We start from the raw sequence: 12,807 nt of genomic DNA on the forward strand, positions 1-12,807 counted from the left end.
GATTACTTCAATCCTCACGGTGGATATAAACCTTCTGTCGCACGATTCAGGGCACGATCTGGACTTCGACACGCCGGAGCAGCTGCTTGATCTGATCGGCGTCGAAGCTCTCTGCATTTTCCAGCTTGATAGGCTCGTGATAGCCTTTGCCAATTGTCTTTATGCGATTGGTGCCATATCCGCGGGCCATCAAGAATGATTTTACGGCGTCGGCTCTTCGCTTGGATAGCGCTAGATTGTAGCTGTTTGGTCCGTCATGATCAGTATGACCAATGATGAGAAGCTTCGGAAGCTCCTTCGCGCGCAAGAACTCGATGAGTTCGTCCGCATACTTCGCGCCGAGCGTGGTCATGGCATCGCTGTCACGAACGAACTGGATCGGCAGGATTGTGGATTGAACTGCGATCCCGCGTGTCATGATACCGAGGCCTGTTCCACGAACGAATACTGGCGAGAAGAACCGGGATTGCTGTGCGAGCCGAAAAATCCTGAGAAGATCCTCATCGCTTGCTTGGGCGTGCTTCTTCTGGGCGTCCAGTAGAGCCTCTTGGAAGAGAAGACCGGCCGCCGAGAAGTCTTGTTCGCCGCCTTCGCGCCTTGTCTGAAGCAGCACGGCCATGGCCTCAAGAAGCTGCCATGGCCGTCCGAAACGAGCCGCTCGCTCATACACCTGTAGGCGTTGATCCAGAGGAAGGCGCGATGCCGCGTCGATATGCGCGAGGATCGCCTCTCGCGAAATCGTCTGGCGTTGCTCTTGCGAGCACGAGGGATTGTCTAGAACTTCGACTACGCGTCGCCGGAAGGATGCGAGGTCGAGGGCGGCTTGCGCGTTGCGAGTTTCATTCCAGGTCTTGTCGCAGTCCTCCGACCCGTATGACGGGCCACCGGTCCAAGCCGTGAGAAGGAAACAAATCAGCAGCGAGTAAACCTTCTGTTTGCCGGGACGCTCATTGGGGAAGAGGCGAGGCATCCCAGCCTCCATCATTTCTTATCTGCTGCCACTGTTACGAGCAGATAGGCAGCCCCCTTTGAATCAGCGGGCACCGCAGCGAGGTCGCGCAATAGCTCGTCGTCCGATCTATTGAGATCGGCGAACTGTTTTCCGTTCCGCCATTGCGCCAGCAATGCATTCTTTTCTTTTTCAGCCAGCGGAGAGCTCGCGGCGTGAATATAAAGAACGTCGGTGCCGGCGGGGCCTCTTACATCAATCGTCCACTGCTCCGAACTTGCTGGAATTTGTGTCTTGCCGGCCTTGATAAACGGCTCCTTATGGAAAGCGTTCGGGAACAGCCACGTGGTGGCCTTGCTCGTGCCTTTGTTCAAAATGTATACGTAAGCATTCTTATCGATGCTCACGGAGAGCTTCATCTTGTCCCCGATTTTGTAGGTCGCATTTGGTCGGTCGGTTTGGAGAGCAACCTTGATCGTTTGCTTTTGTGTTTTGGTGGCCTCGATGAATATCTTTTGAGAGGCGACCAGGTCTCTTTCGAGATCTTTGTCTTCCGCAAGTACCGATGACGAAACCGCTGCAGATGCACAAAGGCCGATGACGGCAGAAGTCATGCGAATAAGATTCATCTAAATCTCCAAAGTCAGCTACTTCACGAGTTCATACGTCAAATATGCGGTTGCTCGATTCGTAGGGGCCGCCGGTTCGACTTTGATCCCCCGTGTCTTCACCTCGCGATCAGCAAGCGAATCGAACAGCGCCTTTGGGTCGGTGATCTCTGCCAAGCCATCGTTAAGCTTCGTGAGATCATCGATCGGCGTATCGGGCGGAAAAACGACAGCGATGATGGTGTTCTTGCCGAGGGGAGGAGTGGCGCGAAGACGAAAGCCATCCGAACCTTCAGGTATCACGAGCGGAGTGCCCGAACGAATTCTGCCAGCTTGAGCGCTCCTGACAAACTTGTTCGGAAAGATCTGGTAGGTGCGGCCGTCCGGATCGCGGTTGAAAACCACCAGGGAGCCGTCGATGGAACTGGTGATTTGCAGCCGGATCAAGTCATCAAGCTGGACTTTGGGGCCTGAAACAATTTCCACCGCCAACTGCGCCAGTGAGCTTGGTTTGGATGCTTGGGCGTTGCCGACAATGTTGGAGAGCGCTTGAGTGATGTAGCTCGGAAGGGCGGAGAGTGCTCCGCCGATGCTGGAAGTCGGATTGTTCGAGGTGTCAACGAATTTAGCTGCTGGCACAAGTTCTCGAATCCAATTTTCTGCGCTCGCGACTGAAGCATATACTCCGTAAGATTGCGGTTGCGCGCACCCGGCGCCCCAACTCACCACGCCAATCTGGATCGTTTCGGCCAGTGGACCTCGGTAGAGCAGAGGACCTCCACTGTCTCCCTGGCACGCATCTGATTGTCCCTCCTCAAATCCGGCGCAGACGTTGGCTGGCGTCACGCGGCTTTCGCCATAGCGATTCTGGCACCTTTCGGTCCCGACGATGGGAACATCAGCCTGAAGCAGGCGATCTGATGAGCTGCCAGCTTGCGCCTGTGGCCCCGTTCTTGCCGGTCGCGCGCGAATTCTTCCAAATCCCACTATTGTGGCGAGCTCGCCTTCCTTTACGGTGGACCCGTCAGTTTGACGCAGCAACGCCTGTCTCGGTGCGAGCGAGCCAGTCTTCAATTTCAGGAGTGCCGTATCGTTGCTCGGAGGGCCGCCGCGGTATCGTGGATTGACAAGGATATCTGCTATCGAGATGCGCCGACCACCATTGTTGAGTTCAATGGTGCCTTCTTCGATCTCGAACTCTGCGATGTCTCTGTTGACGACACAGTGAGCAGCCGTGAGCACCCAATACTTGTCGATAACGGTGCCGCCGCAAATCGGACGGTTCCTGAAAATCAGTGAAACCATGCTTGGCCAGGCTCCGGGACGAGCCGGCTTTCCACCTACGATTCGATAGATAGGATCTCCGCCACGAGTCATGGATTCTGTCGCGGGCAATGAACTTCGATAGCTGGCGTCGAAATCAATCTCGTCGCTTCCTCCCATGGCATTATCGGCCGTGGCAATCGTGACGCCGCTGGCAAGGAAGAAGAGTGTTGAAAGAAAGTATGATCGGCGAAACATAGATCTATCAAAAGCTGAGACCTGCTCCAATGAGCAGGTCTCAGGGTATTGCAACCGGGATGAAAGTCAAAGTCGATACCTTCACTTGGCAGTCACGACAGTGGCTTCGGCAACGGTCCACTCGTTCTTGCCCATGCGGTCCGTTTTGGCTCTGAGCGCCCGCCGGAAAGCGGACTCATCAATGTCCAGTGGGTACTGCTTTCGGATCGAGGCGTCTCCTGCGAAGCCGCTGATCTTGGAATGGGTAGTCACAAAGATCACGCGGTCCTTGCCGAACGATTGGCTTCCGGTAGACGGTCCCGTGACGTTCCACTCAATGCTCTTCTTCGGCGTGATCGGCACGTTTTCCCTCACGACGAACGCCTTGCCCGAGGCGGAAACCAGGTAAAGATGGCCGTAGCCGTTGCGGTCGGCCTTGCCGTGAATCTTGATCTGGTTGTCGACGTTCAGGCTGGTGGAATGCACGGTCGCCTTCGAGTAGGCGGCGCCGGTACCCAGGTACGCGGCACAGAGGGTGAAGACGGCGAGGCCAGCAGCGCCGGTCAGGTTCTTCGCGGTGATATTCATGTCTGTCTCCTGTATGTTTGAATGTCGTCGTTTGACGATGGGTGGATTATGCTTGAGCCGCGCTCGGCAAAAAGAGACGAGCGTTTTGGAGAGCCTCCACCTGATTTTTAGGCTCCAAATGGTTTGGAGGGGGGAGTGCCGTCGGACCGACGCGGAAAAGGGACGGGATCTTCGCTGGACTGGGCGGCGGATCGACAAATCGCGGCCGACCTGGAACTGATCGGTGAATTGCGCAGGGCGCGCCAGGAATTTCAGCAGGAGATCTGTTCGGCCAGCGAAGACCAGAACGAGGACCTGCAGGAACTCCTCCGTAGCGACCCGATGTATGAGTTCAGCGAATTCTTTTATTTGTTGAAGGCGAGGGGGATCGAAACGGCGGACCACATCAAGATACTGGCTGAGGCCCACAACGAGTATCTCGCCGAGCTGACAAACGACGATCTAAAAATGCAGCGTATCGGATTGAAACGGGACCGATTGCTGCTAGCGATCTTCACGTCGGATACCTTGCCGAGGCTTATCCAGAATTGGCGTGACCAACCCGGAGCAATCGACCAATCCAACCTCGGTCGACTGTTGGTCACCATCATGTCGGTGGAGACTACCCGGAAGCTCGTTGTCGGCGCCTCCAGAGCAGGCTTTCTGCATCGTGACAAAACGCCCTATGGCACGTTTGTTGTAAGGTCGACCGGAAAGATGGAAGATGTTTATGGAAGAGTGATGCGAGGTTTACGGCTCAATCTCACAAAGCTGAAAGAAGCATGAGAAAGCTATTTGTCTTATTATCCTTCATAAGCTCCTTGTTATTGCAGGCGCCCTGTGACGCAAAGTCGTCGCTTGGTCCATCATTTTCAAAGGCGGAACTGAGCATCATCAATCGCAATCAGACATTGCGTAGTCTCGTCAAAACGGATCCGAAGACGGTACGGAAGGCCCTCGACCTCATGCAACGCAATCACATTGGATCGCGTTCCGAAGTGCCGGGCGGCGATGGTGATCTTCAGTCACGGGACGAGTTAACCGCCGATCCAGATCTCGACGAACTCGAGCGGTCCAATCCAGAGGCCGCGCGGGATCTCTTTTTGCTCATCAAGCGCGTTGCGACGGAGAAGAACAAGAAATAGCAGGGACCTTCATGCCGTCTGTTCTTCGAGTCGTTGGTTTCGGGCTGCTATTCGCGCTGCAGCTTGTCGTTGAGAGCGCTTGGGCTCAGGGCAGCGCTACAAAGCGGGTTGCACTGATCGTTGGCAACGGCAGCTATAGGTACGTTGCGTCTCTTTCAAATCCACCGAACGACGCTTCGGATATTGGCGACGCCTTCAAGCGTGTGGGCTTTAAGGTTTCGCGGCTCCTGAATGTCGATCGACTGGAGTTCCTCAGGGCTCTTCGCGCGTTTGAAGATGAGGCGCTGGAGGCAGACATTGCGATCGTGTTCTACGCTGGCCACGGCATCGAGATTGATGGCAGCAATTTTCTAATTCCGATCGATGCCAAGCTCGAACGCGATACGCATGTGGAAGATGAGGCCATTCCTCTGAACAGAGTTTTACAGGCAGTTGCCGGCGCGAAAACGCTAAGACTTGTGTTCCTGGACGCCTGCCGCGCCAACAATTTTGAGAGTACGATGAAGCGGACCATTGCATCAAGAGCTGTCGGGCGAGGGCTAAACAACCTTCAACCGGTCGGTTCGACGGTTGTTGCTTATTCCGCCAAGCAAGGCACGCTGGCAGAAGACGGCATTGGGCGAAATAGCCCTTTTGCGAGTTCACTGCTCGCCCACATTGAGCAACAAAACCTGGAGATCAATTTTCTGCTTCGAGCAATTCGCGACGACGTCCTCAAGGCTACGAATCGCCGTCAAGAACCCTATACATACGGCTCTCTCGGAGCCGAGCGCATCTTTCTAAACGGCCAGACGGATACCACCAACACCGCAGACGAGGCCGCCTGGAATTTCCTCGATAAGTCGAGCGTCAAGGACCTTCAGAAATTCATCCGCCAGTTTCCGACGAGTGACTATCGATCCAAAGCAGAGGCTGCGATTAGTGCGCTTGGAGAAGAACGCTGTCCGGACGGCAGCGTTCGCTCCCCGACAGGTGAGTGCAAACCTTCTCCATCGCGGGCGCCGGCAAGCACGGGTTCTCTCATGGTGCCGGGCAAGTGCTTCGAGATGAAAGGGAAACGTTACTGCTGACTTGAGAGGTGGGATTTTGAAGTGCCTTTGCAGAGGGACGGGGCAGTATGCCGTTCTGATATCAATTGCTGTCATCTCGTTCAGTCAGGAAGTCTTCGCCATAACGCGCGAGGAAGCCATTGAAACATGCCGCATGCGTGTCGGGCGGCCGATCGTTACGGCATGCATGAAGCGTGGGCTGGACACCTTTGAGGGTTGCCGTGCCACAGCCTTCCCGTCGGTTAGGCAGTGCGTCATGAATACGATGGGCGTCGGCGGTGCGCCTCCGCAAGAGCGAGCGCCTCCGGCAGAGCGAACGGTGCCGACAAAGAGAAAGCCTCCGCAGGAAATCCCTCAGAAGGAGGTTGCCAAAAGATCGAATTCCGAAGCGGAAATTGCCGCGGCGCGCGGTTCAATTTCCGACATCTCGCCACTCGCGCCGGACGAGAGCCGTCAACCGATTGAACTTCGCGATCTGGGAGACGCCATCGTCACATCGAAATCCAAATACGAGAACACCGTTAAACTGAAGAACGGCTCATTGTTCATCGCCCGCGTTACCGAGGCCTTGAAGATCAAAGTTGTTGCCGACGATGCGATAGAAGTTGAACGCGAGCAGAGACGCTACGACGAGAATGAAAATTTGATTAGCGCGCCGATCAAAGGCACCACGACGATCGAGTTGGGCAAAGAGAGAAAGTTTCGGGACTTCGATCTCGTCTGGAAATTCGAGGGTAGCACCTTGTTCTATCAATTGGCCTTAGTTCAAGGCGGATATCGCACGGTCATTCCACTGTTCCGACAGAACGAAGCTCTCAAATGCGTTGTCATGTCGGGTTTTTCACGAGAGGACGGTGCCGGGCCTGTTAAGACCATCGGCGGTGACGGATCTGTCGTTGAGATCCTTAGCTCCAAAAAAATCAGCAGCAGCTGCGAGGTCGCCAAGCCATGAAAGCGCTCGTTCACCAAGAGCGCGGCCTGGGTTAACTGCTCACTTGAAGCGATTCCGCAGCCTCCAACGGGCTTGGAGGCATGCAAATGGCTGGCGGTTTTACGCCATCGTCAAACTCCCCAGAACGCTGTTGGATCAAGCCATCAGATAGTTCGGCAAATGGCCGGGCTGCAGGGCGGGGAGGGTAAGATGCTTGATCTGTATAGAATGCTGTTCCTGCGCATCAACGTTGCGATCATTCACTTGGTCTGTTCGCTTTCGGGCGCATCGGTCCCGATGACGGGATTGATTACCGTTGCGCTGGTCGCGGCGATTAACTTCCTGTTGCGACGGTTCACTCGATCAACATCGAAACGACTTGTGAAATGACATCCGCGAGGCCGGCAAATTGAAACAAGAATTTTCAAATCCGGCTGTCCGTCAAAAATGCCTGGCGGCAAGAAGCCCGAGCAGAATCGAACCCGAGACGGCGGATACCGCGGCCATGTTAATCAGGTTTTGCGTGGCTACAGACAACGTCGATGCCGCAGAGGCCGACGACAAGTTCGCTTTCGATTTCTTGCGGTTTGGCCGTTGTGGCGTCGTCTTTGCAAGCATTACATTCCCCGAGATGGCGGGTCAGGCCGCCTTGCAGCCTGACCCTGACGCTTTCCCTGTCGAGATTTGTGCCCCGATCTGCAGCCACCATTGCATGCGGGCGGACGAGAAAGCTTAAGGGGTCTGGTAAACCAAAGCTGATCAGAACTGATGGTTTATGAATTCGCCAGCCTATCGTGCGCCCCCGGGGGGATGACCGCCAATGAGCAGAACGGCACTTAACAGGATCTTCAGGCTCCCGAAGAGCTGCAGCCGTCAGCCCCATACTTTCCATCGTACGGCCACGCTTTGGTCAAAACTGCATTGAGTGTTTGGCAGCTCGTGGTCTGGCGCAAATCCGGCCGCCTCCCGCAGGTGACGTTGGACGGGGAAAGGAGCTCCAATGAATTCCACGCCGAATCCCAAAGCAACTGAACCCGACGAACTCTTGGTCACGCGCGCAGACGAACGGCTCGCCCACGCATATGAACAGATCGCGCGCGCGGACGAACAGCTCGCGCGTCTAAATGAAAAGCTTTCGAAGCTGGAGCAGGACGCCACGCGCCATCCTTCGGCTGTCCCGGGCCGCCGGCCACCCCGCGGCAGGCCGCCGCTACGCGGCTTTATCGGCTTGCTGTTGGCAGCTTCAATCTTTGCCGCTGCCTTCGTTTCGCAGTCGTCTGTTGGCGATGCAGCCAAACTGGCTGTCGCCGGGTGGGCGTCGCAGGTCATTTCGGTTTCATCGCGTCCGTCGGGAAAACCGGGGCTTCCCGCGCAGCAGGAGAGTCCGTCTGTTACTCAGGTGGCCGCGGCAGAGCCTGTGGCTCCGCAACCAACGCCTTCGGCGCAGGCCGCACCGCAAGACGTCGCGGCGACTGCCGCCCCGGTGCCTCCCGAGTTAGCGCAGATGCTTCAGACGATGGCGCGCGATCTGGCAAACGTGCAGCAAGGGATCGAGCAACTCAAGGCCAGCCAGGAACAAACCGCCCAAGAAAATGCGAAGGTCGCCGAGCAGCTCAAGGTGAACCAAGAACAAATGACACGTCTTATCGCCAAGGCTTCCGAGCAGGATCTGCCCAGGACATCAGCGCCTCCGCCGCGGCCTGTTGCCACCTCGACACGTAAGCCCGTGTCGACGCTTCCGTCGCCGCAAGCCAGAGCACAGTCTCGGGCCCCACTGCAATTGCGGTCCGAAGAACAGTAATGGTCGTCGGCGCCATGGCCGCCAATGCCCGAGCGTCAGCTGCGCATGCCGGAGCGCAGCGCTAATTCGCGCGGCGCGGCTAAGGGGCCGCCAGCTGGTTGGCGCAAGGCAGACTTCCATCGTGCGGTGTGCGCTCAATGGCGGGTCGCACATTTTGCCGCTCAATGAACGCCATCAGGTCGTGCGGCTGAGGCACGATCGTAGACCACGCCTGTAGGCGACCCCGGCAACAGCAGCCGCGATGGTGCCGAGGCGTGTCTGATTGCCGGCAAAGCCCGAGTTGTGCCGCGGGCGGGCGATCGAGATATCACCCAAAATTGTATCAAAGCGGAATAGGACGCCAACACAACGCATATTGCCGCAGCGCAATAGCCGCTTTAGGTATCTTCGACGGGTTCGATACTCCAGCCGGCGCCCTATAATCTTGCTTGGCGAGTCTTTGGACCATTTGAAGAGCGTTAACCCGGGGCGCTTCGCGCAAGCTTGCTGCTGCCTCAACCGGTCAATGCGTCGCGTATGCGCATGGTCTAACGGCGGCTACGCTCTCCTCATTAGAGCCGTAGCAGCCTTGGGAACGGAAATTGAAGTCCATCGCGCACAATTGGGTTGCCCGCGAAGCCGGGCCACGCAAAGCTGGAATCCTTCGATAGTTGGGATTAGGTTCCGATCATTGCAGAAAAAACAGATCGACCGTCGGGAGGAAGTCATGCTCGATACTACGCTCAACGCGCGCGTCCAGGTCTTTCTTGACAAATTCGAAGCGGCGCTTGCCGCAGGTGATCTCGACGCCGCCTTGGCAATGTTCGCACCGGAATCCTACTGGCGCGACCTCGTTGCCTTCACCTGGAACATCAAGACCATGGAAGGCCGCGATCAGGTTCGCCAGATGCTCACCTCTTGCCTGGCGCGCGCGAGGCCGCGCAACTGGAAAATCGCCGAGGGGGAAAGCGCAACCGAAACCGGTGGTGTGACCGAGTGCTGGATTACGTTCGAGACCGACGTCGGGCGCGGCTACGGCCTGATGCGCCTCCAGAATGGCCTCATCTGGACCCTTCTGACGACGCTGGTCGAACTGAAAGGTCACGAGGAAAAGGCAGGCTTTACCCGACCGCTCGGCGCCCGGCACGGCGTCAACCCCGGCGCCAAAACCTGGAAGGAATTGCGCGACGAGGAAACCGAGCAACTCGGCGTCAAGACGCAGCCCTATGTGCTCATCATCGGCGGTGGCCAGGGCGGCATCGCGCTCGGAGCGCGGCTGCGCCAGCTCGGCGTGCCCACCATTCTCGTCGAGAAGAATAACCGCGCCGGCGATTCCTGGCGCAACCGCTACAAGTCGCTCTGCCTGCACGACCCGGTTTGGTACGATCATTTGCCGTACATCGACTTCCCGAAGAACTGGCCGGTATTTTCGCCCAAGGACAAGATCGGCGACTGGCTGGAGATGTACACCAAGGTCATGGAGTTGAACTACTGGACCGGCACCACGGCCAAACACGCCGACTGGGACGAGGCCAAAAAGCAATGGACTGTCGTCGTCGAGCGCGATGGCAAGGAGATCACGCTGAGGCCGAAGCAGCTGGTGTTTGCGACGGGTATGTCCGCCAAGCCGAACATGCCGCAATTCAGGGGTATGGACAGTTTCAAGGGCGAGCAACACCACTCCTCGCGCCATCCCGGTGCAGACCGCTACAAGGGCAAGAAGGTGGTCGTGATCGGCTCGAACAATTCCGCGCATGATATCTGCGCCGCGCTGTACGAGGCCGGCGTCGACGTGACCATGGTGCAGCGCTCGACCACCCATATCGTGCGCTCGGATTCGCTGATGGAATCGATAGCGGATCTCTATTCCGAGCGCGCCGTCCGCGGCGGCATGACGACGGCGAAGGCCGATCTGATCTTCGCCTCGCTGCCATACAAGATCCTGGCTGGGCTCCAGAAGCCGGTCTACGACAAGATCCGCGAGGACGACGCCGATTTCTACGCGGGGCTGACGAAGGCCGGTTTCCGGCTCGACTTTGGCGACGACGATTCCGGGCTGTTCATGAAGTACCTGCGCCGCGGCTCGGGCTATTACATCGACGTCGGCGCCTCGCAGCTCATCATTGACGGCAAGGTCAAGCTGGTCGCGGGCCAGGTCGAGGAAATTACGCCGAACGGCGTGAGGCTCGACAACGGCAAGGAACTGCCCGCCGATGTGCTCGTTTACGCCACCGGCTACAGTTCGATGAACGGATTTGTCGCCGACCTCATCAGCCCGGAAATGGCCGACAAGGTCGGCAAAGTGTGGGGGCTCGGCTCGGATACGACCAAAGATCCCGGCCCATGGGAAGGCGAACAGCGCAACATGTGGAAGCCGACGCAGCAGGAAGGCCTATGGTTCCACGGCGGCAATCTGCACCAGTCGCGCCACTACTCGCAATTTCTTTCCCTGCAGTTGAAGGCGCGATATGAGGGTATCCCGACGCCGGTCTATGACCTGCAACCCGTCCATCACAAGGCCTAGCTCATGCAGGCTGCTCGCGGGTCAAGGGACGCAGCGTCGAAAGCGCGATGGGGTTTACCTCACTCGATGGTCGCGCCGCATACGATTTCACTGTCGAATGGGGCAAAGTAGCCGGCCTTATGGATGATGCAGCTTTTTAGATGAACAAACTGAATGGAGAGCGCCATGGAAGCCGAAAAGAATCCCCTTGAAGCCGTTCGCGCCATGATGATCGACACTCTCGAGAAATCGAGGAGCGCGACGCAGAGCTACCTCGATCTTGTAGAGAGGACGATGCGAGGTTTTCCTAATATCAAGGAAGAGCAAGTAAACGAGTTCAAGGCGTATGTTGAACGACAGGTTGCCGCTAACCATGCCTTCGTTGACCGGCTATTGCGCGCCAAAGACTTCCAAGAAGCTTTCCGCATCCAGGGCGAGCACTTTCAATCACAGTTGAAGGCCGCGGCCGAGGATGCGGCCAGACTTGGCGCCAAAATGGCTGGCTCCTTCAATCGCCCAACGAGCTGAGATTCGTCGAGACATCCGGCGCCGCAATGGGAGGTCAGGCGACCGCTTTCGTCGCCCTCTAGTCCCGCTGAACCACCTTGCCTGCGCCCGCCAGCCGTGAAAGTCCGACCTGGAGCATGATCGGACAAGCTAAAGCGCGATGATGGTTCGTCCTGACATCATCGCGCTTTAGTGCACCACCAACACCGGGACGCTTCCGTCCACCACGACCTCCGATGTTTGACTCCCCAACAACAGCTTCCTGAGGCCGCGACGCCCATGAGAGGCCATGACGATCAAGTCGCAGCCTCTGGACTTTGCTGTTTCGATAATCGCAGTGGCCGGGTGCGCATTCGGAATATGCAAGAGTTCTGCAGATATCCCGATCTGCGCCGCCATAGCTCGAGCTTCATCGAGGACTTTGCCCGCACGATCCTTGCTGGCTGCGTCAAAGCTATCGACTTCTTCCTGCGAGGGAATCCATCCCGAGGCGTGTCCGCTCCCAAAGTCGATCGGCAGCGGCTCCGTCACGGTGATGACTGTCACTTTCGCATTCAAGGCCTTTGCCAAAGCAACCCCGTGCTTGACGCCTTTTCTCGCGACATCCGATCCATCCGTGCTCAAGAGAATATTGGCGTACATTCGAGGGCTCCGTTGCTCGTTGAACATTTCCTTAAATGAGTGATCCTTGCTTATATGGTCCGATCGTCGCCGTCCGTCCACCGGCGAGTCTCTAAGCTCATTCGTGGATCAACGAGCGTCCTGTGATGGCCTCAAGCCGAAATGGCGACTGGAGCCGCTGCGATTGTCGGTAGTTCGGATGCACCTTGCGGAATTCAGCCGGGCACCATCCGTTCGAATTTCTGCAACGAGGGATCAATCGGGTCCCATGCATAGCCACGGATGCTGTATGTGAGCGCTTGCGGGCTGAATTGGCTTGGGTCGTCAAGGCTGGTCGCGTGGACCGAAATCAATTCCGGCATTGCAGCGAATCTCAGGTAGACCGGTGTTCCGCATGTGGGGCAGAAGGCGTGGATCTTGTCATTCCCGCTATCCGCGGCCACGCTCCATTGTGACGCCTTGCCGGTGATTCTTACGTCGGCTTGCTGCGGGAAGGTCAGATAAGAGCCGTGCCCGGTGCCGCTTCGTTTCTGGCAATCTCTGCATTGGCAGTGGTTCTCGAAGATGGGTTCACTGCTCGTTTCATAGCGGATCGCGCCACATGCGCATCCACCCGTATAAGACTTAGTCATGATTGTGCTTCCTCG

At 57.1% G+C, this 12,807-nt stretch carries 15 protein-coding genes; 9 read left to right on the forward strand and 6 right to left on the reverse strand.

What is annotated here, in order from left to right; genetic code table 11:
• Positions 1–46: 46 nt before the first annotated feature.
• From JQ553_RS20560 to JQ553_RS20575, 4 genes are all read right to left on the reverse strand, one after another.
• Complete coding sequence (locus JQ553_RS20560) at positions 47–970, reverse strand: OmpA family protein (protein WP_212501819.1); 924 nt, start codon at positions 968–970, stop codon at positions 47–49.
• Positions 971–981: 11 nt separating this feature from the next.
• Positions 982–1,578, reverse strand: a complete 597-nt coding sequence (locus JQ553_RS20565) for a DUF4384 domain-containing protein (protein WP_212501820.1) — start codon at positions 1,576–1,578, stop codon at positions 982–984.
• Between the two features lie 18 nt (positions 1,579–1,596).
• Complete coding sequence (locus tag JQ553_RS20570) at positions 1,597–3,078, reverse strand: trypsin-like serine protease (RefSeq protein ID WP_212501821.1); 1,482 nt, start codon at positions 3,076–3,078, stop codon at positions 1,597–1,599.
• A gap of 81 nt (positions 3,079–3,159) precedes the next feature.
• Complete coding sequence (locus JQ553_RS20575) at positions 3,160–3,645, reverse strand: hypothetical protein (RefSeq protein WP_212501822.1); 486 nt, start codon at positions 3,643–3,645, stop codon at positions 3,160–3,162.
• Between the two features lie 135 nt (positions 3,646–3,780).
• On the opposite strand from JQ553_RS20575, the gene JQ553_RS20580 reads away from it, so the two are divergent.
• From JQ553_RS20580 to JQ553_RS20620, 9 genes are all read left to right on the forward strand, one after another.
• The gene (locus JQ553_RS20580) at positions 3,781–4,410 is read left to right on the forward strand and encodes a hypothetical protein (RefSeq protein ID WP_212501823.1); all 630 of its coding nucleotides are present in this window, start codon (positions 3,781–3,783) and stop codon (positions 4,408–4,410) included.
• Entirely contained in the window at positions 4,407–4,769 is a 363-nt protein-coding gene (locus tag JQ553_RS20585; RefSeq protein ID WP_212501824.1) for a hypothetical protein, read from the forward strand. Before JQ553_RS20580 ends, JQ553_RS20585 begins: the two co-directional genes overlap by 4 nt.
• Before the next feature lie 11 nt (positions 4,770–4,780).
• A complete protein-coding gene (locus JQ553_RS20590) occupies positions 4,781–5,839 on the forward strand; it encodes a caspase family protein (RefSeq protein ID WP_212501825.1) in 1,059 nt (352 codons plus the stop codon).
• A gap of 235 nt (positions 5,840–6,074) precedes the next feature.
• A complete protein-coding gene (locus JQ553_RS20595) occupies positions 6,075–6,770 on the forward strand; it encodes a hypothetical protein (protein ID WP_212501826.1) in 696 nt (231 codons plus the stop codon).
• 189 nt (positions 6,771–6,959) lie between these two features.
• Complete coding sequence (locus tag JQ553_RS20600; RefSeq protein ID WP_212501827.1) at positions 6,960–7,139, forward strand: hypothetical protein; 180 nt, start codon at positions 6,960–6,962, stop codon at positions 7,137–7,139.
• Positions 7,140–7,158: 19 nt separating this feature from the next.
• The gene (locus tag JQ553_RS20605) at positions 7,159–7,485 is read left to right on the forward strand and encodes a hypothetical protein (protein WP_212501828.1); all 327 of its coding nucleotides are present in this window, start codon (positions 7,159–7,161) and stop codon (positions 7,483–7,485) included.
• A gap of 264 nt (positions 7,486–7,749) precedes the next feature.
• Positions 7,750–8,550 (forward strand): hypothetical protein, encoded by an 801-nt coding sequence (locus JQ553_RS20610; protein WP_212501829.1) that lies wholly within the window; start codon positions 7,750–7,752, stop codon positions 8,548–8,550.
• A 706-nt stretch (positions 8,551–9,256) separates the two neighbouring features.
• Positions 9,257–11,053 carry an NAD(P)/FAD-dependent oxidoreductase gene (locus JQ553_RS20615; RefSeq protein WP_212501830.1) on the forward strand — a complete coding sequence of 599 codons (1,797 nt, stop codon included), beginning with the start codon at positions 9,257–9,259 and terminating at the stop codon, positions 11,051–11,053.
• A gap of 165 nt (positions 11,054–11,218) precedes the next feature.
• Complete coding sequence (locus JQ553_RS20620) at positions 11,219–11,560, forward strand: phasin family protein (protein ID WP_212501831.1); 342 nt, start codon at positions 11,219–11,221, stop codon at positions 11,558–11,560.
• Between the two features lie 168 nt (positions 11,561–11,728).
• Here the strand turns inward: JQ553_RS20620 and JQ553_RS20625 are convergent, their stop codons facing one another.
• Together JQ553_RS20625 and JQ553_RS20630 are read right to left on the reverse strand one after the other, a co-directional pair.
• A complete protein-coding gene (locus tag JQ553_RS20625) occupies positions 11,729–12,181 on the reverse strand; it encodes a universal stress protein (protein WP_212501832.1) in 453 nt (150 codons plus the stop codon).
• Positions 12,182–12,375: 194 nt separating this feature from the next.
• A complete protein-coding gene (locus JQ553_RS20630; protein WP_212501833.1) occupies positions 12,376–12,792 on the reverse strand; it encodes a GFA family protein in 417 nt (138 codons plus the stop codon).
• Positions 12,793–12,807 lie beyond the last annotated feature (15 nt).

It is taken from the genome of Bradyrhizobium lablabi (genome assembly GCF_018131005.1).
GTDB classification, from domain to species: domain Bacteria; phylum Pseudomonadota; class Alphaproteobacteria; order Rhizobiales; family Xanthobacteraceae; genus Bradyrhizobium; species Bradyrhizobium lablabi_D.

Bases quoted from the DNA above. Each gene is read 5' to 3' on its own strand.
- JQ553_RS20560 (WP_212501819.1), bottom strand. From the start codon at position 970: ATGCCTCGCCTCTTCCCCAATGAGCGTCCCGGCAAACAGAAGGTTTAC.
- JQ553_RS20565 (WP_212501820.1), bottom strand. From the start codon at position 1,578: ATGAATCTTATTCGCATGACTTCTGCCGTCATCGGCCTTTGTGCATCT.
- JQ553_RS20570 (WP_212501821.1), bottom strand. From the start codon at position 3,078: ATGTTTCGCCGATCATACTTTCTTTCAACACTCTTCTTCCTTGCCAGC.
- JQ553_RS20575 (WP_212501822.1), bottom strand. From the start codon at position 3,645: ATGAATATCACCGCGAAGAACCTGACCGGCGCTGCTGGCCTCGCCGTC.
- JQ553_RS20585 (WP_212501824.1), top strand. From the start codon at position 4,407: ATGAGAAAGCTATTTGTCTTATTATCCTTCATAAGCTCCTTGTTATTG.
- JQ553_RS20590 (WP_212501825.1), top strand. From the start codon at position 4,781: ATGCCGTCTGTTCTTCGAGTCGTTGGTTTCGGGCTGCTATTCGCGCTG.
- JQ553_RS20595 (WP_212501826.1), top strand. From the start codon at position 6,075: ATGAATACGATGGGCGTCGGCGGTGCGCCTCCGCAAGAGCGAGCGCCT.
- JQ553_RS20600 (WP_212501827.1), top strand. From the start codon at position 6,960: ATGCTTGATCTGTATAGAATGCTGTTCCTGCGCATCAACGTTGCGATC.
- JQ553_RS20610 (WP_212501829.1), top strand. From the start codon at position 7,750: ATGAATTCCACGCCGAATCCCAAAGCAACTGAACCCGACGAACTCTTG.
- JQ553_RS20615 (WP_212501830.1), top strand. From the start codon at position 9,257: ATGCTCGATACTACGCTCAACGCGCGCGTCCAGGTCTTTCTTGACAAA.
- JQ553_RS20620 (WP_212501831.1), top strand. From the start codon at position 11,219: ATGGAAGCCGAAAAGAATCCCCTTGAAGCCGTTCGCGCCATGATGATC.
- JQ553_RS20625 (WP_212501832.1), bottom strand. From the start codon at position 12,181: ATGTACGCCAATATTCTCTTGAGCACGGATGGATCGGATGTCGCGAGA.
- JQ553_RS20630 (WP_212501833.1), bottom strand. From the start codon at position 12,792: ATGACTAAGTCTTATACGGGTGGATGCGCATGTGGCGCGATCCGCTAT.